This is a genomic window from Nocardia sp. JCM 34519.1, from assembly GCF_020361265.1.
GTDB classification, from domain to species: Bacteria; Actinomycetota; Actinomycetes; order Mycobacteriales; family Mycobacteriaceae; genus Nocardia; species Nocardia arthritidis_A.
In genome coordinates this window covers 54,542-80,105 of the sequence record NZ_JAIRBR010000006.1, presented here as the reverse complement: position 1 = coordinate 80,105, position 25,564 = coordinate 54,542, and the positions used below count along the sequence as shown (strand labels likewise).

Here is a 25,564-nt window from a genome sequence, read left to right as displayed (position 1 = left end):
GATGGTCGTCGCCCCCTCATGCCCTCGGGAAGAATGCGGCTCGTGCGGCATCCACTCGGGCCTGGGCCGCGGCGGCACCCTGGAAACTGACCGCGCCGGAACCGATTCCGGCCAGCGCGAGCGCGACCAGGCCGCCGATCACCGAGAGCAGCTGCGGTTTGGGCAGCACGTCGTCGGCCGCGGTGGGGCGAATGTTCGGATTCGGCGGAGCGGGCGCGGCGGGTGCGGCCGCCGGTGGCGCGGGCGGCGGAGGCGGCGCGGGTGCGGGCGGTGCCGGTGGCGGCGGAGGGGCCGCGGCCGGGATCGGCAGCGCGGGCACCGGCGGTAACGCCGGGGCGGCCGGTGCGGGCGGGATGATCAACGGCGCCGCGGGCGCCGGCGGGGTGGGCGCGGTGGGCAGCGGGATGAGCAGCAGCAGAAGCGGGGCCATAGCCGAGCCGACGGCCGCGGACCCGACCGCGGCGGAACCCGTTGCGGCAGAACCGACTCCGGCCGAACCGACACCCGCGGAACCGACTCCGGCCGAACCAACTCCAGCCGAACCGACTCCGGCTGAGCCAACTCCGGCGGAACCGACACCGGCGGAACCGACACCCGCGGAACCCACTGCTGCCGAGCCCGTGCCCACGGCGGCGGAACCGGTGCCCAGCACTGTTCCGAGTACGCCCGCACCGGCCGAACCGACTGCGGCGGAACCGGTGCCCGCCGCCGAACCGACCGCTGCCGAACCCGTGCCCAAGGCCGCGGAGCCGGTGCCGACGGCGGAGCCGAGCCCGGCCGAGCCGGTGCCGAGCAACGCGCCGACACCCGCGGAACCAGCGGCCGAACCGGCGGCGGCCGACCCCGCCGCGGCGGATCCGGCGGCCGAACCGGGACCGGCGACCGCACCTACCTGCCCGGCGGCGGGCTCGGCGGGCACCAGCGGAATTCGAGCATTCGGATCATTGGAACCGAAGTCTTGATCGGCGCCGGTGCAGCCGGGGCAGGAGTCGGAATCTCCCGCCTGGGCCGGCGCCGGGCCGAGCAGCGTGATACCGGCAACAGCCCCAGCTACTGCCACCACGCGTAATGTGCGACCAACGGCCATGCGCCAGCCTTCCCCTTCATCCTTTGGATACAGCGCAGATCTCTACAAGCCCGGTCGCCACTCTCATCCGGGACTTTCACGGACGGAAGCCCCATAATATGCGCCAGCTATCGACCTGTGCAGGGGGATGGTCGAACGTCACGCCCCATTGACGGGTATGTCACGCCCCATAGACGGGTTCCGGCGGCACCGCCTTGGCTATCAAGTCGGCAACTACCGGGCCTAATGCGGCCGGATCCCAGCGCGCGCCGCGATCTACCGCGATGCCGTGCCGCCAGCCGTCGGCCAGCGCGACCTTGCCGCCCTCCACCTCGAACATGCGCCCCGTCACACCGGCGGATTCCGCGCTGCCCAGCCAGACCACCAACGGGGAGATGTTTTCCGGCGCCATGGCATCGAATCCCGAGTCCGGCGCGGCCATGGTTTCGGCGAAGACGGTTTCGGTCATCCTGGTGCGCGCCGCGGGCGCGATGGCGTTGACGGTGACCCCGTAGCGGGCGAATTCGGCGGCGGCGGTGAGGGTGAGGCCCGCGATACCGGCCTTGGCCGCACCGTAATTGGCCTGCCCGACGCTGCCCTGCAGGCCGGCGCCGGAGCTGGTGTTGATGACGCGTGCGTCGACCGGGCGCCCGGCCTTCACCTCACCGCGCCAGTATTCGATGGCGTGCCGCATCGTGACGAAATGGCCCTTGAGGTGGACCCGGATCACCGCGTCCCATTCCTCCTCGCCGAGGTTCACCAGCATCCGGTCGCGCACGAATCCGGCATTGTTGACCAGCACGTCCAGCCCGCCGAAGGTGTCGACGGCCTGGTGGATCAGCCGTCGCGCGCCCGCCCAGTCCGCGACGTCGTCACCGTTGGCGACGGCCCTGCCGCCGAGCGCGGTGATCTCCGCCACCACCTGCTCGGCCGGTGACGCGCTCTGCCCGGCGCCGTCGAGGGCCGAGCCGAGATCGTTGACAACGACGCTGGCGCCCGCTGCGGCGAAGGCCAGCGCGTGCGCGCGGCCGATCCCTCGGCCCGCCCCGGTGACGATGACCGTGCGGCCCGCGCAGATCCGGTTGTCCATATTCATCCTGTTCGTCGGTTCAATCGTGTTCCGCGTTGGCGGCCGCGAGGAATGCCGGGCGTTCGCCACCGCCGTGCACGAGCAGCGTCGCGCCGCTGACATAGGCGGCCAGCGGTGAGGCGAGGAAGGCGGCGCAGCGGCCGATATCGTCGGGCGCGGCCAGCCTGCCGAGCGGAATGGTCGCGCCCACCGCGTCGACCCCGGCCTGATCCCCGTAGTGCAGATGGCTCAGCTCGGTATCGACCGGGCCGACGACGAGCGAGTTGATCCGGACCTTCGGCGCCCATTCGACGGCGAGCGAGGCGGTGAGGCTGTCCACTCCGGCCTTGGCCGCGCCGTAGGCCGCGGTGCCCGGCGACGGGCGATGGCCGCTGACGCTGGAGATGTTCACGATCGTGCCGCCGTCGTCCTGCCGCTGCATGACCGCATTTGCGATCTGCGAAACCATAAGTGGCGCAAGCAAATTCAGCTCGATGATCTTGGCGTGGAAATTCGCGCTCGCGGCGGCGGCGAGTGCGAAGGGCGCGCCGCCCGCATTGTTCACCAGGTGATCGATGCGGCCGTGCCGCGCGAGGACGTCGTCGATCATGGCGCGCACCGCATCGGCGTCGCGCACGTCGCAGTGCCGGTATTCGATGGCGCGGTCCCCGCTCGTCACCGGCTGGTCGGCGGGTCTGCGGGCGCAGGCGATGACGGTCGCGCCAGCGGCGAGGAAGGTGCGGCTCACCCCGGCACCCACACCGCGTACGCCGCCGGTGACCAGGACGATGCGGCCGGACAGATCGATTACGAGCGCCACCGTGTTAACCTACCAAGCAACTGCTTGCTTTGCCAATGTGCCGGTGCGATCCGGCGCTCACGATGGGACACGCGATGGGGATCAGCCGCCACTCCGAGTCAACCGGCATCACCGTGGTCACGGTGGATTACCCGCCGGTCAACGCCATTCCGTCGGAGGGCTGGTTCGAGCTCGCCGACGCCATCCGCGCCGGCGGGCGGGATCCGCAGACCCGAGTTGTGGTGCTGCGGGCGGAGAATCGCGGCTTCAACGCCGGGGTCGATATCAAGGAGATCCAGCGCAAGCCGGGCCATCAGGCGCTGATCGATGCGAATCATGGCTGCTTCGAGGCATTTTCGGCGGTGTACGACTGCCAGGTTCCGGTGATCGCGGCGGTGCACGGATTCTGCCTCGGCGGCGGCATCGGACTGGTCGGCAATGCCGATATCGTGATCGCCTCGGACGACGCCACTTTCGGGGTGCCCGAGGTGGATCGCGGTGCGCTCGGCGCTGCGACGCATCTGTCGCGACTGGTCCCCCAGCATCTGATGCGAGCGCTGTACTACACCGCGAGCACCATCACCGCGCAGCAACTGCGGGAGTTCGGCTCGGTGTACCAGGTGGTGCCGCGCGCCGAATTGGACGCCGCCGCACTGGAAGTCGCGAAGAATATCGCCGCCAAGGACGGCCGGGTGATCCGGGCCGCCAAACGCGCGCTCAACGGTATCGACGGGCAGGACGTACATCGGAGCTACCGGTACGAACAGGGATTCACCTTCGAACTCAACCTGGCCGGGGTGGCCGACGAGATCCGGGCCCGGTTCGACGACGACCTGGCCGCGCGCCGGGGAGGGGAGTAAGCCCATGCGGGACAAGCGAATGTCGCTGGACGAGGTGGTCGGCGAGCTGCGCAGCGGCATGACCATAGGCATCGGCGGTTGGGGTTCCCGGCGCAAGCCGATGGCGCTGGTGCGGGCCATCCTGCGCTCGGATATCACCGACCTCACGGTGGTCAGTTACGGCGGCCCCGATCTGGGTCTGCTGTGTTCGGCCGGAAAGGTGCGCAAGGCGTATTACGGCTTCGTATCGCTGGATTCGGCGCCGTTCTACGATCCGTGGTTCGCCAAGGCACGCACCTCGGGCGCGCTGATCGCGCGGGAGATGGACGAGGGCATGCTCAAATGCGGGCTGGAGGCCGCCGCGGCACGGCTGCCGTTCCTGCCGATCCGGGCCGGGCTCGGCTCCGATGTGGTGAATTTCTGGGAGGGCGAGCTGAAAACGGTCGATTCGCCGTATCCGGGACCCGAGGGCCGGACCGAGACGTTGATCGCCATGCCCGCGCTGAATCTCGATGCGGCCCTTGTGCATTTGAATATCGGAGACCGGCACGGGAATGCCGCGTACACCGGCGTCGACCCGTACTTCGACGATCTCTACTGCCTGGCCGCCGAGCGTCGATACCTCTCGGTGGAGCGGTTGGTGGATACCGATGAGTTGGTGAAAACCGTTCCGCTGCAGTCGCTGCTGCTCAACCGCATGATGGTGGACGGCGTGGTCGAGGCTCCCGGCGGCGCGCACTTCACGCTGGCGGGCGAGAGCTACGGGCGCGACGAGAAGTTCCAGCGGCACTACGTCGACGCGGCCCGAACGCCGGAAACATGGCAACAGTTCGTCGACGAATACCTGGCGGTCTCCGAGGACGAATACCAGGCCGCCGTCCGGGAATTCGGCCAGGAGAGCGCGGAATGAACCACGACACCATTACCCGCGCCGAGGTCTGCGCCGTCGCATGCGCCGAAATATTCAGCGGCGCAGGCGAAATCATGGCCAGCCCGATGTCGCCGATGGCCACCATCGGTGCGCGCCTCGCCAAACTGACCACCGAGCCCGACCTGCTGCTCTCCGACGGTGAGGCGCTGTTCTTCGCCGAAACGCCCCCGTTGGGCGGGAAGGCGCCGATAGAGGGCTGGATTCCGTTCCGGCGCGTATTCGACGTCGTCGCATCGGGACGGCGGCACGTGGTGATGGGCGCGAACCAGATCGATCGGTACGGCAATCAGAACCTGTCCGCGTTCGGGCCGCTGCAGCGGCCGACCCGGCAGATGTTCGGCGTGCGCGGCGCGCCCGGTAATACCGTGAATCATGCGACCAGCTACTGGGTTTCGCGGCACAGCAGGCGGGTGTTCTGCGAATCGGTGGATATCGTCTCCGGCGTCGGTTACGACAAGGTGGATCCGGACAATCCCGCCTTCCGGTTCCTGCACCTGCACCGGGTGGTGACCAATCTGGGCGTCTTCGATTTCGAGGGACCCGGGCACACCATGCGGGCACGCAGCCTGCATCCCGGCGTCACCGCGGCGGAGGTCGCGGAGCACACCTCGTTCGAGATCGCCGGGCTCGACACCGCGGGCACGACGCGGACGCCGAATGCCGAGGAGTTGCGGCTGATCCGGGAGGTGCTCGACCCCAAGCGGATTCGGGAGAGCGAGGTACCGGCATGACCGTATTGCGCACCGCGCTGACCGATCTGGTCGGCATCGAATATCCGATCGTGCAGACCGGTATGGGCTGGGTGGCCGGGCCGAATCTGGTCTCGGCCACCGCGGAGGCGGGTGGGCTCGGCATTCTGGCCTCGGCCACCATGACCTATGCCGAACTCGAGGCGGCGATCGCGAAAACCAAGGCGCACACCGCGAAACCGTTCGGGGTGAATATCCGCGCCGACGCCTCGGACGCCGACGCGCGCATCGACCTGCTGATCCGCGAGCGGGTCGCGGTGGCCTCGTTCGCGTTGGCTCCCAAGCAGGAGCTGATCGCCAAGCTGAAAGACGCCGGGGTGGTGGTGATTCCATCCATCGGCGCGGCCAAGCACGCGGTGAAAGTGGCGTCATGGGGTGCGGACGCGGTCCTGGTCCAGGGCGGTGAGGGCGGCGGGCACACCGGTCCGGTGGCCACCACGCTGCTGCTGCCGTCGGTGCTGGACGCGGTCGATATTCCGGTGATCGCCGCAGGCGGGTTCTTCGACGGACGCGGGCTGGCCGCCGCATTGGCGTACGGCGCGGCGGGTGTCGCGATGGGCACCCGATTCCTGCTTACGCGGGAGAGCACCGTCCCCGACGCGGTGAAACAGGAGTACCTGCGGCGCGGGCTGCAGGACACCGTGGTCTCCACCAAGGTGGACGGCATGCCGCACCGGGTGCTGAACACCGAACTCGTGCAGCGCCTGGAGCATTCGGGCCGGTGGCGTGGCCTGACCGCGGCCGTCGCGAACGCGGCCAGGTTCAAGAGCCTGACCGGGATGAAATGGTCGGCCATGGTGCGCGACGGTCTGGCCATGCGAAAGACCAAGGATCTCAGCTGGTCTCAGGTCGTCATGGCGGCCAATACCCCGATGCTGCTGAAAGCCGGTCTGGTCGAGGGTAATACGCAGGCGGGCGTACTGGCGGCGGGCCAGGTCACCGGGATCATCGATGACCTGCCCACCTGTAAGGAGTTGATCGATCGCATCGTCGCCGACGCGGTCGCCCGAATCGACTCGATCGCCGCCCTCGCCCGGGAGCCGAAAGCGACCGGACTCCAATCGAATTGACCCTGGTCACCAGGGCAGTACCCCGCACTCGTCGCCGGATCCGACGCCCCACAGGTGGCCCCAGAGCTGTCCGCTCGGACCGTCGGCGGGCAGGGTGGCCAGGTGCACGCTCACCTCGGCGCCCTGCGTCGCGGTGCGAAATCCGCTGTGGCCGTTGAAGTCCGTCGCACAGTAGCCCGGGTTCGCGGCATTCACCTTGATCGGGGTGTCCCACAGTTCCTTGGCGTATGCCGTGGTGACCATGTTCAGCGCGGCTTTCGATGACGGATACGGGACGGCGGCCATCGGCCACAGCGGCCCGTTCTGGTCCATCGTCGAGGTCAGCGAGCCGACCTCGCTGGACACGTTGACGATTCGCGCGGCCGGGGCCTTGCGCAGCAGCGGCAGAAACGCGTTGGTCACCGCGACCACGCCGAAGACATTCGTCTCGAACACCTCGCGCAGGGTGGCCATATCGGTTGCCGATGGACGCGGGTCGCCACCCTGGACCATGCCGAGGATCCCGGCATTGTTGACCAGGACATCGAGCTGCCCGAATTCGTTGCCCACCAAGGTGGCCGCCTCGGCGATCGAATCGGCGTCGGTGACGTCCAGCCGCACGAACCTGGCGTCCGCGCCCTCGGCCCGCAACTTGTCGACGGCCGCGGTCCCGCGCTCGGCGTCGCGCGCCGCCACCAGCACGGTGTGGTCGAGAGCTCCGAGTAGCCGGGCGGTTTCGTATCCGATGCTGCGGTTGGCACCGGTGATCAGTGCTGTTTTCGTCATGTCATCGACGCTGACAGCACCGGGCCGGCGCAGGGAGGTCCAAGCTGTACCACCCATCGCGCGCCGCGCCGTCGCACACTGATGGCATGGCGAATCGAGCGGAACTGGCGGCCTTCCTGCGGGCGCGGCGGGCCCGGCTGCGGCCGTCGGATGTCGGGCTGCCCGATATCGGCACCCGCCGCACGCCGGGGCTGCGGCGGCAGGAAGTCGCACAGCTGGCGGGTATTTCGGTCGACTACTACATCCGGGTGGAGCAGGCACGCGGCGCGAAACCGTCCAGGCAGGTGTTGGCCGCACTCGGGCGGGCGCTGCTGCTCACCGCCGACGAGCGCGAATACCTTTTCCGGATGGCAGGGGAACAACCGCCGACCGTGCCGGGCCCGAATCGGACGGTGTCACAGTCTGTTCGGACACTGCTCGACGCGATGACCGTACCGGCGTACGTCGTCGACGCCACCTACGAGATCCTGGCCTGGAACCGCTGCGCCATCCCCTTCGTCGGCGATCTCGCGAAAGTGCCGGGGCACGAACGCAATATGGTGCGCTGGATGTTCCGGCTGCCCGCCGACGACCCGTACTGGCAGGACGGGGAGGCCATCGCCTTCCTCCGCACGACGATCGCCGACCTGCGCGCCGCCTACGCCCGCTACCCCGGAAATCCGGAGCTGTCCGCGCTGGTCACCGAATTGCTCGGCACGGCACCGCGATTCGCGGCACTGTGGGCCGACCACGAGGTCGCGGTGCGGCGCACGACGCGCAAGCAGGTGCGGCATCCCGAACTCGGTCCGCTGGATTTCGAATGCCAGGTGCTCATCGTCTCGGATACCGATCAGCGCATCATCACCTATTGCGCGACACCGGGATCGCACACCGCGGCGGTATTCGAATCGCTCACGGCGAAGGCCGGTTCGGCCGAATGATTCAGCCCAACCGCTCGATGATGGTCGCGTTGGCCGTGCCGCCGCCCTCGCAGATGGTCAGCAGCCCGTAGCGTCCGTTCACCCGCTCCAGCTCGTTGAGCAGAGTCGCGAAAAGCTTTGCGCCCGTTGCCCCGAGCGGGTGACCGAGCGCGATGGCACCACCGTTGACATTCACCCGGTCCGGATCGGCGCCGGTCTCCTTCAACCAGGCGAGCACCACCGGCGCGAAGGCCTCGTTGATCTCGACGACGTCGATATCGTCAATGGTCAGACCGGTTTTCGCGAGGGCGAACCTGGTGGCCGGAATCGGCGCGGTGAGCATCATGATCGGATCGGCGCCGCGTGCGCTCACGTGATGGATGCGCGCCCGCGGCGTCAAACCGTATTCGGCCACCGCCCATTCCGAGGCGAGCAGGGTCGCGCTCGCCCCATCGGAGATCTGGCTGGCCACCGCGGCGGTGAGCGGGCTGCCCTCGGCCAGCGGGGGCAGCGACGCCATCTTCGCCATGCTGGTCTCGCGCGGCCCCTGATCGATCCAGAAATCGCCGACCGGCACGATCTCCCGGTCGAATCGGCCATCCCGGATGGCGGCGCGGGCCCGCTCATGGCTGCGTAAAGCCCAGCGCTCCATATCTTCCCGAGTGATACCCCACTTCTCGGCGATCAGCTGCGCGCCGCGGAACTGGGACACCTCGCCGGTGCCGTAGCGGTGATCCCAGCCCGCCGAACCGACGAACGGTGAATCGAATCCGTACTCCCGGCCCGCGAGCATGGCGGCGGAGATCGGGATGGCGCTCATATTCTGCACACCACCGGCGACGATCACCTCCGCGGTGCCGCTCATGATCGCCTGCGCGCCGAAAGTGATTGCCTGCTGCGAGGATCCGCACTGCCGGTCGACGGTGACGCCGGGCACCTCCTCGGGGTACCCGGCGGCCAGCCATGCCGTGCGGCCGATATTGCCCGCCTGCGGACCGATATTGTCGACGCAGCCGACGATCACATCGTCGACGTTGATCGGATCAACGGTGTTGCGGTCCAACAGTCCTCGCAGCGCCGCCGCGCCGAGATCGGCCGGGTGCACACCGGCCAGCGCGCCGCCGCGCTTGCCGACCGGGGTGCGCACCGCATCGATCACGAAGGCATCCCGCAGCGGGGTGTACGGGCGGCGGGCGGATGGTGCTGACATGGCGAAACTCCTACTCGGTGTTCAATTTGCGGCGCTCCCGGGCCCTACGTGGCCACGCTTCGCTTCCGCCTCCTGGCCTGACGCTCCCACCGCGGGGCCCACGGTCAGTCCGTCGAGCACGATGGTCAGGTACTGCTTGGCGAGGTTTTGCACGGTGATCGGACCGCCCGGCTGATACCACCGGACCGCGACCCACACCGTGTCCCGCAGGAATCGGTAGGCCAGTTCGACGTCGAGTTCCGGCCGGAAGCTGCCGTCGCGCACACCGTTGGTGAGTACGCGATGCCAGAGTTCGCGGAATTCCCGGTTGTACTCACCGATGTAGGCGAAGCGTTCGGCATCGCGCAGCCGCTTGGCCTCGGCCTGGTAGATGGCGACGGCGGCGTGGAAGCGGTCGAAGGATTCGTAGGAGGCGGTTACCAAGGCCTCCAACGTATCTCGTGAGCTGAGCCCCGACGCGACGATCTCCCGGTACCGGCCGAAGAGGTCGTCGAGGAAACCGCGCAGGATCTCGTCGACCATCGACTCCTTGGAATCGAAGTGGTGGTAGAGGCTCCCCGATAGAATCCCGGCCGCGTCGGCGATATCGCGCACGGTGGTGGCGCGCAATCCCCGTTCGGCGAAGAGTTCGGCCGCCAGCGCGAGCAGTTCGTTGCGCCGAGCTGATTTCGAGGCGTCTGGTGCGGTCACACCGGTCACTATACAACCAAGCATTTGCTTGGTACAGGTTGGGCGCGGGTATCCCCGGCGTGATGGTCCGGCTCAGCGAACGGAGTAACGCAGCGGCGATGAGACCGACAGGTCCGCGAGCAAGCGATCGCAGATCACCAACGGGGACATGCCCGCTCGCGCCAATCGCGCCACCAGCGCCAGCCGTCGCTCGCAGCTGTCCCACTCCACGGTCAGCGGGCCGCGCCCCGGGCCCGCGTCGACCGTCGCCATCACCCGCGGCGGGCCGTAGCGCGTCGGCTCCTCGATCAGCTTGAGCACCATGCCGCGCTGCCAGGCGTTATATGTCTCCATATCGGCGCCGATCACCAGCTTGTCGGTGGCATCGCAGAGACCCTGCGCGATCTCGTCCGCGAATGCCCCGCGGTCCAGCTGGAATTTGCGGCATTTGCGCAGCACCTCGAGCAGATCGGCGCGCACCTCGCACAGCAGCTCGGTCTGCCGCTGTCTTCGCCGATCCTGTTCGGTGTCCACACTCTCCGGTTCGATCGTGTAACCGAGACGCCGGGCGCGCTCCTGATCGCGTTCGATATCGGCGCGCAGCGCACCGCGGGGATCGCGTGCGATCTCACCCTCATCGATGGCGAACAGTTCGAGAATTTGCACGGCGCGAGTAGCGGTCGCGTCCCGCGAGGTGTGTTGCATGAGCTCGGCGCCGAGGGTGAGCGCGGCGCGGATGAGGCTCTCCATCCGGCGCCGGGCGAGCACGACCTCGCGCACCAGGTCCAGTTCCAGTTGTTCGCGGGCATGTGGGCGATCCGGGCCCATAGCCATCGCCCCTTAGGAAGTTCGGGATCCGACTTCCACCAGCATTGCACAACCGGCGGTCCGACGCGCCACCCTTTTGCACCTGATCAGCCGCCCATTTACGCAATCCACGCGAATGCCGAAATGCGATCGCACTCAGGCGCATTGGCGCGTTCGGGAATGCATTTCGGACGATGAAATCATCCTAGATCAGCAATGCACGCGCAAATGCACGTGCATTCCGATGGTTTGCTGGCTCCGACGCTACCAATGCGCAAGGTTCGCGGCGAATCGCGCAATTCGATAGAAAACCAACGGCAATTGTGGTTCACCCGAAGATCACTCGGCGTTCAGCTGCCGCATACCCCGACAAGTGTCAGCAACCCACTGTGACACACACCCCAACGCGCACAAGCGGACTCACGCCCGCTGGCTGCTCACCGAGACCACCTCGCCGGTCAGGTAAGTAGTGTAGTCGCTGGCCAACATGGCGATCGTGGCGGCCACCTCCCACGGCTCGGCCGCCCGGCCGAAGGCCTCCCGCTCGGACAACCGGTCGAGCAGTTCGGTGGAACTGACCTTGTCCAGGAAGGCATGCCGCGCGATGCTCGGTGCGACCGCGTTGATTCGCACCCCCAATTCGGCGGCCTCCAACGCACTGCACCGGGTCAGCGCCATCACGCCTGCCTTGGCCGCGGCATAGTGCGCCTGCCCCCGCTGCGCGCGCCAGCCGAGCACGCTCGCATTGTTGACGATGACGCCGCCGTGGCCCGCCGCGCGGAAATAGGCGAGGGCGGCCCGGGTGCATCGAAAGGTTCCGTTCAGGGTTATATCCAGTACCCGGTCCCACTGCTCGTCGGTCATATCCACCACCGGCGTCTCGCCGCCGAGCCCGGCATTGTTGACCATGATGTCGATGCGGCCGAATGCCGCCGCCGCGCCGCGCACCAGTGCGTCGACCTGATCGGTGCGCTGCACATCGCAGGCGATCGCGGCGACCCTGCGCTCCGGGAACTCCCCCTTCAGCTCGACTTCCGTTTCGGCCAAACGCCTTTCGTGCCAGTCGGAGACCACCACATCGGCGCCCTCGGCGAGCAGCCGCCGCGCGGTGGCCGAGCCGATGCCGGTGCCCGCGGCCGCGGTGACGACCGCGATCCGGCCGGTCAGCAGGCCGTGGCCCGGAACAGGTTGCGGCGCAATGGAAAGTGGTGAGTTCATGACCTTGCTTCCCGTGGTAGTCCGAGCACCCGCTCGGCAATGATGTTGCGCTGCACTTCGTTCGAACCTCCGTAGATGGTGTCGGCGCGGGTGAACAGGTACAGCCGCTGCCATTCGGTGAGATCGCGCTCCCCCGCCACCAGCCCGGACGGTCCGAGCACCGCCATGGCGAGTTCGCCGAGACCGCGATGCCAGTTGGCCCACAACAGTTTTGCCACCGAGGCCTGTCCGGCGGCATCGGCGCCCGCATCGGTCATGGTGCGCAGCGCGTGCGCGCGCAACACGCGCAGGCCGACCCAGGCACGATCGATCCGGTCGGCGATGAGCGGATCGTCGGCCGCGCCGGTGCGGCGGGCCAGCGCCTCGATATCGGTGAGTTCGCGGGCGAAACGGATCTGCTGGCCGAGCGTGGAGATGCCGCGCTCGACGTTCAGGGTGCCCATCGCGACGCGCCAGCCGTCACCCGGCGCGCCGACCACCAGGTCGGCCCCGGTGCGCGCATTGTCGAAGAAGACCTCGTTGAATTCCGACGTGCCGGTGAGCTGGACGATCGGGCGCACGTCCACACCCGGCTGTTTCATGGGAACCAGCAGGTAGGAAAGGCCCTTGTGCCGGGAGGAGCCGCGCTCGGTGCGGGCGAGGACGAAGCACCAGTCGGCCACATGGGCCAGTGAGGTCCAGATCTTCTGGCCGCTGATCGACCATTCGTCGCCGTCCAGGTGGGCGGCGGTGGTGATGGCGGCGAGGTCGGAGCCGGCCCCGGGTTCCGAATAGCCCTGACACCACAGTTCGGACACCGTTTTGATGCCCGGCAGGAAGCGGTCCCGTTGGGCAGGGGTGCCGAAGGCGAGCAGGGTCGGCCCGAGCAGTTCCTCACCGACGTGCGAAACCCGGGACGGCGCGTCGGCTTTCGCGTATTCCTCGTGAAAGATCACCTGCTGGCGCACGGATGCCGCGCGGCCGCCGTATTCGACCGGCCAGCCGAGGCAGGTCCAGCCCGCCGCGGCCAGGTGACGGTCCCAGGCCAGGCGCTCGTCGAAGGCCTCGTGTTCCCGGCCGGGGCCGCCGAGGCCACGCAGTTTTCCGAATTCGCCCGCGAGATTCTCCGCCAGCCAGTCCCGTACCTCGGCGGCGAAACGCGCGTCGGCCGCCGCGGATTCCGGTGCGCCGGTGGAATCTGAGGTCTGGATCACAACCACGCCGGTAGGATAACCTACCAAGCACTTGCTTTGTAGAGTTCGGGCATAACCGGACGGTGAGGACAGCCGTGACAAGCCCTGCACAGACCACACCAATGGCGTTGCACGCCGCCGCGGCCACCTTCGGCGACGCGCAGGCACTCGTCGACGGGCCGGTCAGGCTGGACTGGAACCAGCTGCTGGCGGCCGTACAGGAGGTGGCCCGCGCACTCGTCGCGCGTGGGGTGCGGCCCGGGGAACGCGTCGCCATCTGGGCGCCCAATACCCACCACTGGGTGGTCGCCGCACTGGCCGTCCACTACTGCGGCGCGGCGCTGGTTCCGTTGAATACCCGATACGTCGCCGAAGAGGCCGTCGATGTGCTCGAACGAGTCGGCGCGAAGGCACTTTTCGTCGCCGGACCATTTCTCGGCCGCGATCGGCTCGCCGAATTGCGTTCCACCGCACCCGACTTGGCAATCGACACGGTGATCGCCATCCCGGTCGAGCCGGAGACCGACACGGCATCGGATGCGTTGCATTGGTCACAGCTGGCCGCCACCGCCGCCTCGGTATCGCTCGACGACATCCGCAAACTCGCGGAATCCGTTGACCCCGAGGATATTTCGGACATCCTCTTCACCTCCGGCACCACCGGGCGCAGCAAAGGCACGCTGGTGGCGCATCGGCAGGCGCTCTCGGTGGTGCGGGCCTGGTCCGAATGCGCCACCCTGCGCGCCGACGACCGCTATCTGGTGGTCAGCCCGTTCTTCCACAACTTCGGTTACAAGGCGGGCATTCTCGCCTGCCTGGTCACCGGCGCGACGATCGTCCCGCAGGCCGTCTTCGACGTTCCGGAAACCATGCGGCTGGTGAGCACGGAACGGATTACGGTGCTGCCGGGCCCGCCGACCATCTATCAGACCATCCTCGACTATCCGGACCGCGCACGCTTCGACCTGAGCACCTTGCGGGTGGCCGTCACCGGGGCCGCGACCGTCCCGGTGGTGCTGGTGGAGCGCATGCGTGCCGAACTCCGATTCGACGTGGTGATAACGGCTTACGGACTGTCCGAGGCGGCCGGATTCGGCACCATGTGCCGGGCCGACGACGATGCCGACACCATCGCGAACACCTGTGGCAGGGCGATCGCGGGCTTCGAACTGCGGCTCGGCCCGGCGGGCGAGGTGCTGCTGCGCGGACCCAACGTCATGCTCGGCTACCTCGATGATCCTGAAAGCACCGCCCAGACAATAGATTCCGATGGTTGGCTGCATACCGGCGATATCGGGACCATCGACGAACACGGCTATCTGAAGATCACCGACCGGCTCAAGGACATGTACATCTGCGGCGGCTTCAACGTATATCCGGCCGAGATCGAGCAGGCGCTGGCCCGCCTGGACGGCGTCGCCGAATCCGCGGTGATCGGCGTGCCGGACGCCAGGATGGGCGAGGTCGGCAAGGCGTACGTGGTGCGCAAGCCGGGGGCCGAACTCACCGAGCAGCAGGTGATCGCCCATGCCGCAACGGTTTTGGCGAACTTCAAGGTGCCGCGGTTCGTGGAATTCCGCGACCGGCTGCCCTACAGCGCCGCGGGGAAAGTGCTCAAGCGGCAACTACGTGAGGAGAACTGATGCCGGAGGAGATCCCGTACGAACCGGATGTGGTCACCTACGAGGTGCGCGGCCGGGTCGCCCTGGTGACGATGAACCGGCCCGACTACCGCAACGCGCAGAACTCGGTGATGACCTACGCGCTCGACGCCGCGTTCGAGCGGGCCGTCGAGGATCCGGATGTCGGCGTTATCGTCTTGGCGGGCAACGGAAAACACTTCAGCGCCGGGCACGATATCGGCACGCCCGGCCGCGACCACCACGTGCGCTACCAGAACAGGGCGGCGCTGTGGTGGGACCACGTGGACCGGGTGGGCGGGGATCAGCGCTTCGCCAGGGAGCTCGAGGTCTACCTCGGTATGTGCCGCCGCTGGCGCGAAATTCCCAAGCCGACCATCGCCATGGTGCAGGGCGCCTGTATCGCCGGCGGGCTCATGCTGGCCTGGGTGTGCGATCTGATCATCGCCGCGGATGACGCGTTCTTCTCCGATCCCGTTGTCCGCATGGGCATTCCAGGTGTGGAGTACTTCGCGCACCCGTGGGTGATGGGCCCGCGCGCCGCCAAGGAGTTCCTGTTCACCGGCGACCGGTTCGGCGCGGCGCAGGCCAAGGAATGGGGCATGGTCAACCGAGTGGTGCCGCGCGACGAACTCGTCGCCGAAACCCTGGCGCTGGCCGAAAAGATCGCGGCCATGCCGCAATTCGGCCTCGCGCTGACCAAGAAGGCGGTGAATCAGGCCGAGGACCTGATGGGTATGCGCGCGGGCATGGATTCGGTATTCGGCCTGCACCATTTCGCGCACGCGCACAATGCCGAGGTCGGCGCCGACGCGCTGGCCGGGATGAACGCCAAATCCATGAAGGCGCAGGCAGGTACGGCCGAGCAGAACGGAACCGCGTAGGTGGATCTCGATTTCGACCAAGCCACACTGGATTTCCAGCGGGAGGTCCGGGATTTCCTCGCCGCCCACAAACCGGCCCGCCCGCTGCCGTCGATGGATACCAAGGCCGGCTTCGCCGCGCACCGGGAATGGGAACGGACCCTCGCCGACGCTCGGCTTTCCGTGGTGTCCTGGCCCGCCGAATACGGTGGCCGCGACGCGTCGCTGCTGGAGTGGGTTCTGTTCGAGCAGGAATACTACGCGGCCGGCGCACCTGGACGCGTCAGCCAGAACGGCATATTCCTATTGGCTCCAACACTTTTCGAGCACGGCACGGACGAGCAGCTGACCCGGATCATGCCGCGGATGGCGCGCGGTGACGATATCTGGGCGCAGGCTTGGTCCGAACCCGAGGCGGGCAGCGATCTCGCCGGTATCCGCTCGGTCGCGCGGCGCACCACCGGCGGCTGGCTGCTGAGCGGGCAGAAGACATGGAGTTCCCGTGCGGCATACGCGGATTGGGCCTTCGGCCTCTTCCGCAGCGATCCGGCCGCCGAGCGGCACAAGGGACTCACCTATGTGATGTTTCCGCTCGCCGCGGACGGCGTGACGGTGCGGCCGATTCCGCAGCTCGACGGCGAACCCGGCTTCGCGGAGATCTTCCTCGACGAGGTTTTCGTTCCGGACCGGGATGTGATCGGCGAGCCGGGCGAGGGCTGGCGGGTGGCGATGAGCACCTCCAGCAACGAGCGCGGCCTATCACTGCGCAGCCCAGGACGATTCAGCGCTACCGCGCGGCGGCTGCGCGACCTCTGGCTGGAGCGCGGCGACGAGACGAGCACCACGCAGCGCGACGCGGTGGTCGACGCCTGGGTCGGCAGCGAGGCCTACCGGCTGCACACCCTCGGCACGGTCACCCGGCTGAACGAGGGCGGCAAGCTCGGGGCCGAATCCTCGATCACCAAGGTTTTCTGGTCCGAGCTGGATATCGCCATGCACGAGAGCGCATTCGAGGTGCTCGGCGCGGCGGCGGAGCGATCCGGGCCGTGGACCGACGGCTATCTCTTCGCGCTCTCCGGACCGATCTACGCGGGTACCAACGAGATTCAGCGCAATATCATCGCCGAGCGGCTGCTCGGCTTACCGCGAGGGAGCAGCCGATGAGGTTTGCGCTCAGCCCGGAACAACTCGACTTCGGCACCAGCGTGCGCAAGCTACTCGACGCCGGGCGCACACCGGCGGCCGTAAGGGCCTGGGCCGCAGGCGATCCGCAGCCGGGCCGTACGCTGATCCGTCAGCTGGGCGGCGCCGGGGTGCTCGGGCTCGCGGTCGGTGAACAATACGGCGGCGTCGGCGCGGAGCCGATCGATCTGGTGGTGGCCTTCGTCGAACTCGGCCGGGCCGCGGCGCCCGGACCGCTGATCGAGACGGCGGCCGCGATACCCGCACTGCTGCAGGCACTTCCGGACCAGGCGGGGGCGCGGCGCTGGCTGCCCGCCTTCGCCGACGGCACCGCGACGGGCACGCTCGGTATGGATGCCACCGCGTTGGACGCCGATACCGCCGACGTGGTCCTGGTAGCGGCGGGCGATCGACTGTCCACCGGACATCGGACCGGCCTGGTGCGCTCGCTGGATCCGGCGCGACGGCTGTGCACCGTGGCGGCCGACGAGGTGGTGGCCGCGGGCGACGGCGTCGCCGAGGCCATCGCGGCCGCCTTCGACTACGGCGCGTTGGCCTGCGCCGCACAGCTGCTCGGCGCGGGCCGGGCGCTGCTCGACGCCGCGACCGGATATGCCAAGCAGCGCAAGCAGTTCGGCAGGCCGATCGGCGAATTCCAGGCGATCAAGCAGAAATTGGCCGATGTGCTGATCGGGCTGGAGCTGGCCGAACCGCTGCTGTTCCGGGCCGCGCTCACCATGTCCGAGCCGACCAGGGCGCGCGATGTTTCGGCGGCGGCGCTCGCCTGCGGCGACGCGGCTTACCGCGCGGCGCGGGCCACGCTACAGGTGCACGGCGCGATCGGGTACACCGCCGAATACGACCTCTCGCTGTGGTTGACCAGGGTGACCGCGCTCCGAACCGCTTGGGGCACACCGGATCTGCATCGATCCCGAATCGCGCGGGCGCTGCGGGACGAGGCGGAGCGGAGCACCGCATGACCGAGCTCGCGGAGTTCACCGCATCGGTCCGGGCACTGCTCGCCAAACACGCGGGCCGGGACGCCGTGCGCGCGGCCATGGACACCGAACTCGGTTACGACCCGACGCTGTGGCGGCTGCTGTGCGAACAGGCCGGGGTCGGCGCGTTGGCGATACCCGAGGAATACGGCGGTTTCGGCGCCGGATTGGCCGAATCACTCATGGTGGTGCGGGAACTCGGGCGCACGCTGGCCGGGGTGCCGATGCTCGGCTCCGCGGTGCTCGGCGCGCAGGCGGTGCTGCTGTCGGGCGATGCCGATACCTGCGCACGCCTGCTGCCGGAGGTGGCCGACGGCAGTCGTACGCTCGCCGTGTGCTGGGCTGGCGCGGACGGCTGGGACCACCCCGGCATCGAATCGGATGGCGGAACACTCACCGGCACAGCACATTACGTTCTCGATGGAGTGAACGCCGACACGCTGATCGTCATCACCTCGTCCGGGTTGTTCGAGGTGGATCCGGCGCGGGCCGATGTGCGGACCGTGCCGACCATGGACCCGACGCGCAAACTGGCCGAAATCGGTTTCGCCGCAACACCTGGACGCAAGCTCGGGTCGGCGGATCCGGAGCCGCTCATCGCTCGCCTACGTGAAATCGCTTGGGCCGCAATGGCGGCGGAGCAGGTCGGCGCGGCCGAGCGGTGCCTGGAGATGACGGTCGAATACACCAGATCCAGGGTGCAGTTCGGCCGCCCGATCGGCGGTTTCCAGGCGCTCAAGCACCGGATGGCGGATATGTACGTGCTGCTGGAATCGGCGAAGTCGGCCGCCGCGCTGGCGATCGATTCGGTCGCGGAATATGCCCCGACCGTCACCGAGGACGTCTGGGTGGCCAGGACGCACTGCACCGAGGCATTCGGCGCGATCGCCGCCGAGGCCATTCAGCTGCACGGCGGCATCGCCATCACCTGGGAACATGACGCGCATCTGTTCTTCAAACGGGCACACGCGGACGCGCAACTCTTCGGTGCGGCGCACAGGCCGGTACTCACCTGAATCTGTCAGGCCCACTTACATAGTTAGCTTATGTAATAATAGTGGAGTGCAGCAGACTCAGGTGACCACCCCGGACGACATCGTGGTCAATCTACTCGTCACCGCCGGTCGGCTCACCCGGCTGGCCGGGGTGATCAGCGGCGAGGAACTACCGCGCGCGGTCATGCGGGCCCTGGCCGTGCTCGACGAGCACGGCGCGGTCCGGGTGAGCGAATTCGCCAGGATCGACCGGTGCTCCCAGCCGGCCGCCACCGCGCTGATCGCCAGGTTGGTCGCCGACGGTTACGCCACCCGGCGCAGCGACCCGGCCGACTCGCGCGCGGTGCTCGTCGAGCTCACCCCATCCGGGCGCGCCCGGCTCACCGCGGCCCGGCGCGCCTTCGGCGCCGCGATCGTCTCCCGGCTCACCGGATTCGATCAAGCGCGGCTGGCCAGGATGGACACGGATATGTCCGAACTGCTCGAGGGCCTGAAAACGGCTGCGCGGCAATAGGGATTCATCTGCGCGGCGTACCCTCGGGTGGTATGACCGAACCGAAGCGCGGACGCGTCAAAGTGGAAATCGGACAGAAGCGCGTACGGGCTTACCTCGGCGGGCATCTGGTGGCCGACACCGTCCGGCCGGTGCTCGTGTGGGAGAGCCCGCACTACCCCACCTACTACCTGCCCGCGGCCGATCTGCACGCGAAATCGGAGCCGGTCGGCCGGACCGAGCACTCCCCCAGCCGCGGCGAGGGCACCGTCTACGACGTGGTGGTGAACGGAAGTACGGCGGCGGGTGCGGCGCTGCGGTATCACGATTCGCCGCTGCCGGAACTGAACGACCTGGTCCGGCTGCAATTCGACAAATTCGAATGGTTCGAGGAGAACGAGCCGATCTTCGTTCACCCGCGCGATCCGTACACCCGGGTCGACATCCTCGCCAGCTCCCGGCACGTCCGGGTGGAGATCGACGGCGTCACCGTCGCCGACTCGCACTGCCCGCAGATCCTCTTCGAAACCGGCCTCCCCGCCCGCTACTACCTTCCGCTCACCGACGTCCGCATGGACCTGCTCACCCCCACCGACACCCACACCTCCTGCCCGTACAAGGGCACCGCCGAGTACTGGTCCGTGCGCGTCGGCGACAAGGAATACAAGGACATCGTCTGGGGCTACCGCACCCCGCTCCCGGAAAGTCAGAAGGTCGCCGGACTCGTCTGCTTCTACAACGAAAAGGTCGACATCTACGTGGACGACGTCCTCCAGGAGCGCCCGCGCACCCCGTTCAGCTAGACCGCCCCGAGGCGGCGAGTTCGGCGGCGACCGGGTCCGCGCCCAACGGCACCAACCAGGCCAGCGGCGCGTCGGGTAAGAACTCGGTCAACACCGCCGACAACTCGTCCTTCTGCGCATCGGTGAGTTCGGCGGCGCCGGATCCGATGCGCCGCACCGCTTCTCGATACATCACCAGGTACTTCCGCTGGTCGAACAGCAACCCGCGATCGCCCACCGGCCCGTGCCCCGGATACAGCGGCAGCCCGGCGAGTTCACCGGTCAGCCGATCGAGCGCGGTGAGCCAAGAACCCGAATGCCCGTCCGTCATATAGGAATGCACGCCGCCGCCGAATGCGAGATCGCCGATGAACGCGACCCGCTGTTCGCCTGCTTCGACCAAAATGTAAGAGTCGGCATGACTTTCGGCCGGACCGACATCATGAACCGTGAAAGTCGCCCCGCCGAGCACCACACTGGATCCGCTCGGTATCAGGTGTTCGGGCACCCGATACCGATCCGGCCATTCATCCCCGTAGGTCGGTTGCCACTGCTCGCGTTTGGCGATCGCACTCTCCTCGATCACCTTCGCCACGGCTGCCGTCGCATAGACCGGCACGTCGTCGGGAACGACATAGGGCAGGCCGTTGAAATGATCCGGATGCGGATGGGTCACGAACGCGGCCAGCAGCGGCTTGTGCAGTGCCGCAAGCCGGGCCGCCAATGCCCGCGCATCGGACACCAGCAGGTTGGCATCGATGAGCACCACGCCATCGGCGGTCTCGATCAGATAGCTGTTGACGAATATGCCGGTCTCTTCGGCGCTGTAGGTATGGATGCGGAATCGCGCGGTCACAGTGTTCCACCTGACGTTCTGGGCCGGTCCTTGTATCAAGGCAAACACTCGAACGTCTCGCGGGATATAGCCGATCCCTGCCATCGGGGTTCCGGCGTAACCAATTCGAGGGCCGCCAACTTTCGGGTACGGCCGGAATCGACCGCCGTCCTCGACAGTGCAATGCAAGTGCGGTGCCAGAGCGAGTCGTCACGCTCTGAACGTGACTGATACGAATGCCGGGCGGACAGCCGAGATCGCCGCCGTCTACGACCACGCCGCCGCCGACTATGACGAAATCATTCCGTACTTCGCGACATTCGGCGGCTGGTGGAGCTGGCCGAACAGCAACCCGCGATCGCCGACCGGCCCATGCCCCGGATACAGCGGCAGCACGGCGAGTTCGCCGGTCAGGCGATCCGGCATGGCAGTCCCTCCCAGCCCACTCGTCTGTACCTAATTAAGTACATAATCATGTAGACTGACCCTATTCTCCAGGGATAGGAAGTAGCCATGCGAGCCATGCACGCCACCGAGGCAAGGGCCAACTTCGCCGCGGTTCTCGACGCAGCCACAGAGGACAACGAAGAAGTCGTCATCACCCGCAGCGGCGGTAAGGAACCGGCCGTGGTGATCAGCCTGCGTGAGTGGTCGGCGATGAAAGAAACCAACTATCTGCTGTCGAGCCGCAAGAACGCGCGACGCCTGCTCGAGGCGATCGAACGCGCCGAGGCCGATGAGGTCGAGTTCCACGAACTCATCGATGCAGAGGACGACGCATGAGCCGGAAAATTGCGTTCGATGCGAGCGCCTGGGAAGACTATCGGCATTGGCAGGCGGTCGATCGCGCGATCCTGAAGAAGGTGAACCGGCTCATCGACGACATCTGCCGCAACGGTAACGCCGAAGGCATTGGTAAGCCAGAAGCGTTGCGTAACAACCTTTCTGGATGGTGGTCGCGGCGGATCACCGAGGAACACCGCCTTGTGTACCGCTGCTCCAACGACACCGTGCAGATTGTGTCGTGCCGCTACCACTACGACGATTGATCAAAACACTCCTTGCGACGTCGACGGCTAGCGCAAGATCCAGCGCGGATGGGGCGGAGCCGATACGGTCGATGCATGACCGATAGTCGACCGCCGTTGGCCGCCGCCTTGGATTTGACGCCACATCCCGAGGGTGGGTGGTTTCGGGAGACGTGGCGTAGCGCTGTGGAATTCGAGCCGAAGGGGTATTCGGGGGCGCGGGCCAGCGCGACCGCGATCTACTTTCTGCTCATGCCGGGGGAAAGTTCCGCACCCCATACCGTTCGTTCGGACGAGCTGTGGCTGTGGCATGACGGCGGGCCGCTGCTGCTGAATATCGAGGGCGACGAAATCGTGCTCGGGCCGGACGTGGCGGCCGGGCAGGTGCCGCAGGCGGTGGTGCCGGGCGGTGCCCGGCAGGCCGCCCGTCCGGTCGGTGACGAGTACGCGCTGGTGAGCTGCGTCGTCTCGCCGGGTTTCGATTTCGCCGACTTCACCCTCGAATAGCACTGCGGCACAGCGTTATTCGGGAATCTCCAGCAGCCCTTCGCGGACGGCCCATTCGATGGTGCGCTGTAATTGCGGACACGATACCGGCTGCCCGGGCCCGCTGATTTCGGCGAAGACCGGGCAGCGGTTCCCGGGCGGTTCCGTCCACTGCAGCGAGGTGTGCCGAGAACTGTTCTTGCGCACCAGAACTCGAATCTGGCAGGACTGGCACCGCAGCGGTGTCATGCCATCGTCCAGATAACGTTGCTTGTCCAGCACGGTCTGGGCGCGCACTTCGGCCTGCCGCGCCGGCTGGTCGGCGAAGTCGGGTGCTTTCGCCCAGGTCGCCATCAGACGTCCGCCGTCTTCGCGTCGGCCTCCCGCTTGCGGCGCAGGTTCTCCGCGACCTCCTGCTCCCACGCCTCGTTGGCCTTGGCGGTGTCCACCTCGAATTCGAAGCGCTGGGTCATCTTCTCGGTGACGTCGGCCGCGTCCACGTAGAACTGGTCGTACCAGCGCCGCAGCTGATACACCGGGCCGTCCTCATCACAGAGCAGCGGGTTGTCCACCTTGGACTTGTGCTTCCAGATCTCCACGTCCTGCAGAAAGCCGACGCTGATGCCGTCGGTGAGCTTCGCGGCCATCTTGGTCGCCGCCTCGTCCCCGATGCCCTTCGGCTTCTCGGCGGTCAAACCCCATTGCAGCACAAAGGAATCCTGCGTCACCGGGTAGTGGCAGTTGATCAGAACGGTCTTGATCTCGTACCCGCTGTAGATGTTGGTCATCGGGTTGATCATGTAGGACGGCCCGAAATAGGACGCGACCGATTTCAGCATGGTATCGCCGCCGTACTTGGCCGCCATACCGATATCGGGACGCCCCTTGGTCTCCAGGAACTGCGTCGCGATATGGCCCTCGAACACGTTCTTGAAGTAGGTCGGGAACGCGAAGTGGATATAGAAGAAGTGGGCCATATCGACCATGTTGTCGATGATTTCGCGGCAGTTGGCGCCCTCGATCAATATCGAGTTCCAGGTCCATTCGGTCCAGCCGTCGCGCATGGTCTCGAAGGTCGTGCCGTCGTCGTCCTGGTACGCGCCCTCGACGTAGGGGACGGTGACCTCGGGCGCTGGCGGATTGCCCTCGTGGTCGTGCCAGACGAACAGCTGACCGTTGCGCTCCATGGCCAGCCAGGATCTGGTGCGCGCCAGCGGCGGAACCCGGCGGGCGTACGGAATCGATGAACATTTGCCGTTGCCGCCCCAGCGCCAGTCGTGGAACGGGCAGGCGATGTCGTCGCCCTTGATCTCACCCATGCTGAGGTCGCCGCCCATATGCCTGCAGTAGGCGTCGAGCACCTTCAGCTCGCCGTTGCTGTCCGCCCAAACCACCAGTTTGGTGCCGAACGCGTGCACGGAGTGCGGCTTGCCGTCGCGAAACGACTTGGCCAACCCGATGCAGTGCCAACCCCGCGCGTAGCGGGTCGGCGTGCTGCCGACGTCCAGCTCGCGGATCCTCGCACCGCTCCCCTTGGGGGTAACCGACATCGCTAATCCCTCCTCATCTGTACTAGAACACGTTACAAAAATGTCGGGTTTCATGCCAGCGATCAGCGGCACATCATGGGAAGATCCTTTTAATGCCCGTGCCGTCAGCCGGTTCTCGACAGGAATAAGAACCTGTTCTAGTCTCAGATGCAAATGAGTACCGGTTATCAATCGACCAGGCAGGAGCGGGTCCGGAAATGACGCAGGAAGTGACCGAGCGGGTCCAGGCGCTGTTGCCGACGCTGCGCGAACGCGCGCAGGAGGCCGAGGACCTGCGGCGCATACCAGACGAGACGATGAAGGCACTGCAGGAGACCGGATTCTTCCGCCTGCTACAGCCGAAGCAGTGGGGTGGACACGCGGCTGACCCGGTGCTGTTCTACGACACGGTGCGCAAACTGGCCAGCGCCTGCGGCTCCACCGGATGGGTGGCAGGCATTGTCGGCGTGCACAATTGGCATCTCGCGCTCTTCGATCAGCAAGCCCAGGAAGAGGTTTGGGGCGAGGACACCGACGTGCGGATCTCCTCGTCGTACGCGCCGATGGGCGCGGGCGTCGTCGTCGACGGCGGCTATCTGGTGAAGGGCGCCTGGGCCTGGTCCTCCGGATGCGATCACGCCACCTGGGCGGTGCTCGGCGGTCCGGTGATCAAGGACGGCAAGCCGGTGGACTTCGGCTCGTTCCTCATCCCGCGCACCGAATACCGGATCGACGATGTGTGGAATGTCGTCGGCCTGCGCGGCACCGGTTCGAATACCGTTGTGGTGGAAGATGTTTTCGTGCCCAGGCACCGCTTCCTCAGCTTCCGCACGATGAGCGAGCTGAAATCGCCCGGCCTGGCGCAGAACACCGATGCGGTCTACAAGATGCCTTGGGGCACAATCCATCCCACCACCATCTCGACGCCGATCGTCGGCATGGCTTACGGCGCGTACGCCGCACACGTCGAACATCAGGGCAAGCGGGTGCGTGCCGCCTTCGCCGGCGAGAAGGCGAAGGACGATCCGTTCACCAAGGTGCGCATCGCCGAGGCATCGAGCGATATCGACGCCGCGTGGCGCCAGCTGTCCGGAAACGTCGCCGACGAATACGCGTGTCTTGTTGCCGGACAGGAGATTCCGTTCGATATGCGAGTGCGGGCGCGGCGCGACCAGGTGCGCGCCACCGGACGCGCCATCGCATCGATCGACAAGCTCTTCGAGAGCTCCGGCGCCACCGCACTGGCCAACGGCACACCGCTGCAACGATTCTGGCGTGACGCGCATGCCGGGCGGGTGCACGCGGCCAACGATCCCGAGCGGGCCTACCTGATGTACGGCACGCACGAATTCGGACTGCCGGTCACCGACGGAATGGTGTGATGACCAACGCAACGCAGCGCTGCCGCGCTGCTTATGCGTTGGTCATCGGGCGCTGTTCCGCGACCGGGGGCGCTTCGCTTCCCCGGTC

29 protein-coding genes are annotated in these 25,564 nt (G+C 67.2%); 16 read left to right on the top strand and 13 right to left on the bottom strand.

Going from position 1 to position 25,564, the window contains the following annotated elements; genetic code table 11:
- Positions 1-16 precede the first annotated feature (16 nt).
- The 3 genes from LGY53_RS17360 to LGY53_RS17350 form a co-directional block, all read right to left on the bottom strand.
- The gene (locus tag LGY53_RS17360) at positions 17-1,060 is read right to left on the bottom strand and encodes a hypothetical protein (RefSeq protein WP_225727712.1); all 1,044 of its coding nucleotides are present in this window, start codon (positions 1,058-1,060) and stop codon (positions 17-19) included.
- A gap of 187 nt (positions 1,061-1,247) precedes the next feature.
- Entirely contained in the window at positions 1,248-2,156 is a 909-nt protein-coding gene (locus tag LGY53_RS17355) for an SDR family oxidoreductase (protein ID WP_225727711.1), read from the bottom strand.
- Positions 2,157-2,175: 19 nt separating this feature from the next.
- The gene (locus LGY53_RS17350) at positions 2,176-2,955 is read right to left on the bottom strand and encodes an SDR family oxidoreductase (RefSeq protein ID WP_225727710.1); all 780 of its coding nucleotides are present in this window, start codon (positions 2,953-2,955) and stop codon (positions 2,176-2,178) included.
- A gap of 74 nt (positions 2,956-3,029) precedes the next feature.
- On the opposite strand from LGY53_RS17350, the gene LGY53_RS17345 reads away from it, so the two are divergent.
- Genes LGY53_RS17345 through LGY53_RS17330 form a run of 4 tightly spaced genes read left to right on the top strand, consistent with a single transcriptional unit; the run spans position 3,030 to position 6,523 of the window.
- On the top strand, positions 3,030-3,794 hold the full coding sequence (locus tag LGY53_RS17345; RefSeq protein ID WP_167471709.1) for an enoyl-CoA hydratase family protein: 765 nt from the start codon (positions 3,030-3,032) through the stop codon (positions 3,792-3,794).
- A gap of 4 nt (positions 3,795-3,798) precedes the next feature.
- Positions 3,799-4,683 (top strand): CoA transferase subunit A, encoded by an 885-nt coding sequence (locus LGY53_RS17340; protein ID WP_225727709.1) that lies wholly within the window; start codon positions 3,799-3,801, stop codon positions 4,681-4,683.
- On the top strand, positions 4,680-5,435 hold the full coding sequence (locus tag LGY53_RS17335) for a CoA-transferase subunit beta (protein WP_225727708.1): 756 nt from the start codon (positions 4,680-4,682) through the stop codon (positions 5,433-5,435). The genes LGY53_RS17340 and LGY53_RS17335 overlap by 4 nt, the downstream gene beginning before the upstream one ends.
- Positions 5,432-6,523, top strand: coding sequence for a nitronate monooxygenase family protein (locus LGY53_RS17330; RefSeq protein ID WP_225727707.1), 1,092 nt, complete (start codon positions 5,432-5,434; stop codon positions 6,521-6,523). Before LGY53_RS17335 ends, LGY53_RS17330 begins: the two co-directional genes overlap by 4 nt.
- 6 nt (positions 6,524-6,529) lie before the next feature.
- Here the strand turns inward: LGY53_RS17330 and LGY53_RS17325 are convergent, their stop codons facing one another.
- Positions 6,530-7,288 (bottom strand): SDR family oxidoreductase, encoded by a 759-nt coding sequence (locus LGY53_RS17325; RefSeq protein ID WP_225727706.1) that lies wholly within the window; start codon positions 7,286-7,288, stop codon positions 6,530-6,532.
- Between the two features lie 86 nt (positions 7,289-7,374).
- On the opposite strand from LGY53_RS17325, the gene LGY53_RS17320 reads away from it, so the two are divergent.
- The gene (locus LGY53_RS17320) at positions 7,375-8,208 is read left to right on the top strand and encodes a helix-turn-helix transcriptional regulator (RefSeq protein WP_225727705.1); all 834 of its coding nucleotides are present in this window, start codon (positions 7,375-7,377) and stop codon (positions 8,206-8,208) included.
- Position 8,209: 1 nt separating this feature from the next.
- Here LGY53_RS17320 and LGY53_RS17315 read toward each other — a convergent pair whose 3' ends face one another.
- The 5 genes from LGY53_RS17315 to LGY53_RS17295 form a co-directional block, all read right to left on the bottom strand.
- On the bottom strand, positions 8,210-9,397 hold the full coding sequence (locus LGY53_RS17315) for an acetyl-CoA C-acetyltransferase (protein WP_374111193.1): 1,188 nt from the start codon (positions 9,395-9,397) through the stop codon (positions 8,210-8,212).
- Positions 9,398-9,418: 21 nt separating this feature from the next.
- A complete protein-coding gene (locus LGY53_RS17310; RefSeq protein WP_225727704.1) occupies positions 9,419-10,111 on the bottom strand; it encodes a TetR/AcrR family transcriptional regulator in 693 nt (230 codons plus the stop codon).
- Positions 10,112-10,159: 48 nt separating this feature from the next.
- Complete coding sequence (locus LGY53_RS17305; RefSeq protein ID WP_225727703.1) at positions 10,160-10,894, bottom strand: hypothetical protein; 735 nt, start codon at positions 10,892-10,894, stop codon at positions 10,160-10,162.
- Positions 10,895-11,293: 399 nt separating this feature from the next.
- Positions 11,294-12,091, bottom strand: a complete 798-nt coding sequence (locus LGY53_RS17300; RefSeq protein ID WP_167471702.1) for an SDR family oxidoreductase — start codon at positions 12,089-12,091, stop codon at positions 11,294-11,296.
- Entirely contained in the window at positions 12,088-13,290 is a 1,203-nt protein-coding gene (locus LGY53_RS17295; RefSeq protein ID WP_225727702.1) for an acyl-CoA dehydrogenase family protein, read from the bottom strand. The genes LGY53_RS17300 and LGY53_RS17295 overlap by 4 nt, the downstream gene beginning before the upstream one ends.
- A gap of 68 nt (positions 13,291-13,358) precedes the next feature.
- Here LGY53_RS17295 and LGY53_RS17290 point away from each other — a divergent pair, with 68 nt between their 5' ends.
- From LGY53_RS17290 to LGY53_RS17260, 7 genes are read left to right on the top strand one after another with little or no spacing between them, the layout of a single operon-like run.
- Complete coding sequence (locus LGY53_RS17290; protein WP_308102915.1) at positions 13,359-14,906, top strand: FadD3 family acyl-CoA ligase; 1,548 nt, start codon at positions 13,359-13,361, stop codon at positions 14,904-14,906.
- The gene (locus tag LGY53_RS17285; protein WP_225727701.1) at positions 14,906-15,787 is read left to right on the top strand and encodes an enoyl-CoA hydratase; all 882 of its coding nucleotides are present in this window, start codon (positions 14,906-14,908) and stop codon (positions 15,785-15,787) included. The genes LGY53_RS17290 and LGY53_RS17285 overlap by 1 nt, the downstream gene beginning before the upstream one ends.
- Positions 15,788-16,930, top strand: coding sequence for an acyl-CoA dehydrogenase family protein (locus LGY53_RS17280; protein WP_225727700.1), 1,143 nt, complete (start codon positions 15,788-15,790; stop codon positions 16,928-16,930).
- Positions 16,927-17,928, top strand: a complete 1,002-nt coding sequence (locus LGY53_RS17275) for an acyl-CoA dehydrogenase family protein (RefSeq protein ID WP_225727699.1) — start codon at positions 16,927-16,929, stop codon at positions 17,926-17,928. Before LGY53_RS17280 ends, LGY53_RS17275 begins: the two co-directional genes overlap by 4 nt.
- A complete protein-coding gene (locus LGY53_RS17270) occupies positions 17,925-18,962 on the top strand; it encodes an acyl-CoA dehydrogenase family protein (protein ID WP_225727698.1) in 1,038 nt (345 codons plus the stop codon). The genes LGY53_RS17275 and LGY53_RS17270 overlap by 4 nt, the downstream gene beginning before the upstream one ends.
- Before the next feature lie 46 nt (positions 18,963-19,008).
- Positions 19,009-19,455, top strand: a complete 447-nt coding sequence (locus tag LGY53_RS17265; protein ID WP_225727697.1) for a MarR family winged helix-turn-helix transcriptional regulator — start codon at positions 19,009-19,011, stop codon at positions 19,453-19,455.
- Between the two features lie 32 nt (positions 19,456-19,487).
- Positions 19,488-20,237 (top strand): DUF427 domain-containing protein, encoded by a 750-nt coding sequence (locus LGY53_RS17260; protein WP_225727696.1) that lies wholly within the window; start codon positions 19,488-19,490, stop codon positions 20,235-20,237.
- On the opposite strand, the gene LGY53_RS17255 is transcribed toward LGY53_RS17260, so the two are convergent.
- Together LGY53_RS17255 and LGY53_RS17250 are read right to left on the bottom strand one after the other, a co-directional pair.
- On the bottom strand, positions 20,230-21,072 hold the full coding sequence (locus LGY53_RS17255; RefSeq protein WP_225727695.1) for an MBL fold metallo-hydrolase: 843 nt from the start codon (positions 21,070-21,072) through the stop codon (positions 20,230-20,232). The genes LGY53_RS17260 and LGY53_RS17255 overlap by 8 nt on opposite strands.
- Positions 21,073-21,339: 267 nt before the next feature.
- Positions 21,340-21,477, bottom strand: a complete 138-nt coding sequence (locus LGY53_RS17250) for a hypothetical protein (protein WP_225727694.1) — start codon at positions 21,475-21,477, stop codon at positions 21,340-21,342.
- Between the two features lie 96 nt (positions 21,478-21,573).
- Here LGY53_RS17250 and LGY53_RS17245 point away from each other — a divergent pair, with 96 nt between their 5' ends.
- From LGY53_RS17245 to LGY53_RS17235, 3 genes are all read left to right on the top strand, one after another.
- Entirely contained in the window at positions 21,574-21,834 is a 261-nt protein-coding gene (locus LGY53_RS17245) for a type II toxin-antitoxin system Phd/YefM family antitoxin (protein WP_225727693.1), read from the top strand.
- Entirely contained in the window at positions 21,831-22,100 is a 270-nt protein-coding gene (locus LGY53_RS17240; protein ID WP_225727692.1) for a Txe/YoeB family addiction module toxin, read from the top strand. The genes LGY53_RS17245 and LGY53_RS17240 overlap by 4 nt, the downstream gene beginning before the upstream one ends.
- A 75-nt stretch (positions 22,101-22,175) precedes the next feature.
- Positions 22,176-22,586 carry a cupin domain-containing protein gene (locus tag LGY53_RS17235; RefSeq protein WP_225727691.1) on the top strand — a complete coding sequence of 137 codons (411 nt, stop codon included), beginning with the start codon at positions 22,176-22,178 and terminating at the stop codon, positions 22,584-22,586.
- A 15-nt stretch (positions 22,587-22,601) separates the two neighbouring features.
- Here the strand turns inward: LGY53_RS17235 and LGY53_RS17230 are convergent, their stop codons facing one another.
- Positions 22,602-22,919, bottom strand: a complete 318-nt coding sequence (locus tag LGY53_RS17230; RefSeq protein WP_374111192.1) for a hypothetical protein — start codon at positions 22,917-22,919, stop codon at positions 22,602-22,604.
- Positions 22,919-24,115, bottom strand: a complete 1,197-nt coding sequence (locus tag LGY53_RS17225) for a Rieske 2Fe-2S domain-containing protein (protein WP_225727690.1) — start codon at positions 24,113-24,115, stop codon at positions 22,919-22,921. Before LGY53_RS17225 ends, LGY53_RS17230 begins: the two co-directional genes overlap by 1 nt.
- Before the next feature lie 197 nt (positions 24,116-24,312).
- Here LGY53_RS17225 and hsaA point away from each other — a divergent pair, with 197 nt between their 5' ends.
- Positions 24,313-25,476, top strand: coding sequence for a 3-hydroxy-9,10-secoandrosta-1,3,5(10)-triene-9,17-dione monooxygenase oxygenase subunit (gene hsaA / locus LGY53_RS17220; RefSeq protein ID WP_225727689.1), 1,164 nt, complete (start codon positions 24,313-24,315; stop codon positions 25,474-25,476).
- The last annotated feature ends 88 nt before the right edge of the window (positions 25,477-25,564 follow it).

Bases quoted from the DNA above. Each gene is read 5' to 3' on its own strand.
- LGY53_RS17340 (WP_225727709.1), top strand. From the start codon at position 3,799: ATGCGGGACAAGCGAATGTCGCTGGACGAGGTGGTCGGCGAGCTGCGC.
- LGY53_RS17355 (WP_225727711.1), bottom strand. From the start codon at position 2,156: ATGGACAACCGGATCTGCGCGGGCCGCACGGTCATCGTCACCGGGGCG.
- LGY53_RS17315 (WP_374111193.1), bottom strand. From the start codon at position 9,397: ATGTCAGCACCATCCGCCCGCCGCCCGTACACCCCGCTGCGGGATGCC.
- LGY53_RS17330 (WP_225727707.1), top strand. From the start codon at position 5,432: ATGACCGTATTGCGCACCGCGCTGACCGATCTGGTCGGCATCGAATAT.
- LGY53_RS17270 (WP_225727698.1), top strand. From the start codon at position 17,925: ATGACCGAGCTCGCGGAGTTCACCGCATCGGTCCGGGCACTGCTCGCC.
- LGY53_RS17310 (WP_225727704.1), bottom strand. From the start codon at position 10,111: ATGCTTGGTTGTATAGTGACCGGTGTGACCGCACCAGACGCCTCGAAA.
- LGY53_RS17250 (WP_225727694.1), bottom strand. From the start codon at position 21,477: ATGCCGGATCGCCTGACCGGCGAACTCGCCGTGCTGCCGCTGTATCCG.
- LGY53_RS17245 (WP_225727693.1), top strand. From the start codon at position 21,574: ATGCACGCCACCGAGGCAAGGGCCAACTTCGCCGCGGTTCTCGACGCA.
- LGY53_RS17240 (WP_225727692.1), top strand. From the start codon at position 21,831: ATGAGCCGGAAAATTGCGTTCGATGCGAGCGCCTGGGAAGACTATCGG.
- LGY53_RS17285 (WP_225727701.1), top strand. From the start codon at position 14,906: ATGCCGGAGGAGATCCCGTACGAACCGGATGTGGTCACCTACGAGGTG.
- LGY53_RS17260 (WP_225727696.1), top strand. From the start codon at position 19,488: ATGACCGAACCGAAGCGCGGACGCGTCAAAGTGGAAATCGGACAGAAG.
- LGY53_RS17305 (WP_225727703.1), bottom strand. From the start codon at position 10,894: ATGGGCCCGGATCGCCCACATGCCCGCGAACAACTGGAACTGGACCTG.
- LGY53_RS17235 (WP_225727691.1), top strand. From the start codon at position 22,176: ATGACCGATAGTCGACCGCCGTTGGCCGCCGCCTTGGATTTGACGCCA.
- LGY53_RS17320 (WP_225727705.1), top strand. From the start codon at position 7,375: ATGGCGAATCGAGCGGAACTGGCGGCCTTCCTGCGGGCGCGGCGGGCC.
- LGY53_RS17345 (WP_167471709.1), top strand. From the start codon at position 3,030: ATGGGGATCAGCCGCCACTCCGAGTCAACCGGCATCACCGTGGTCACG.
- LGY53_RS17300 (WP_167471702.1), bottom strand. From the start codon at position 12,091: ATGAACTCACCACTTTCCATTGCGCCGCAACCTGTTCCGGGCCACGGC.
- LGY53_RS17225 (WP_225727690.1), bottom strand. From the start codon at position 24,115: ATGTCGGTTACCCCCAAGGGGAGCGGTGCGAGGATCCGCGAGCTGGAC.
- LGY53_RS17335 (WP_225727708.1), top strand. From the start codon at position 4,680: ATGAACCACGACACCATTACCCGCGCCGAGGTCTGCGCCGTCGCATGC.
- hsaA (WP_225727689.1), top strand. From the start codon at position 24,313: ATGACGCAGGAAGTGACCGAGCGGGTCCAGGCGCTGTTGCCGACGCTG.
- LGY53_RS17325 (WP_225727706.1), bottom strand. From the start codon at position 7,288: ATGACGAAAACAGCACTGATCACCGGTGCCAACCGCAGCATCGGATAC.
- LGY53_RS17230 (WP_374111192.1), bottom strand. From the start codon at position 22,919: ATGGCGACCTGGGCGAAAGCACCCGACTTCGCCGACCAGCCGGCGCGG.
- LGY53_RS17275 (WP_225727699.1), top strand. From the start codon at position 16,927: ATGAGGTTTGCGCTCAGCCCGGAACAACTCGACTTCGGCACCAGCGTG.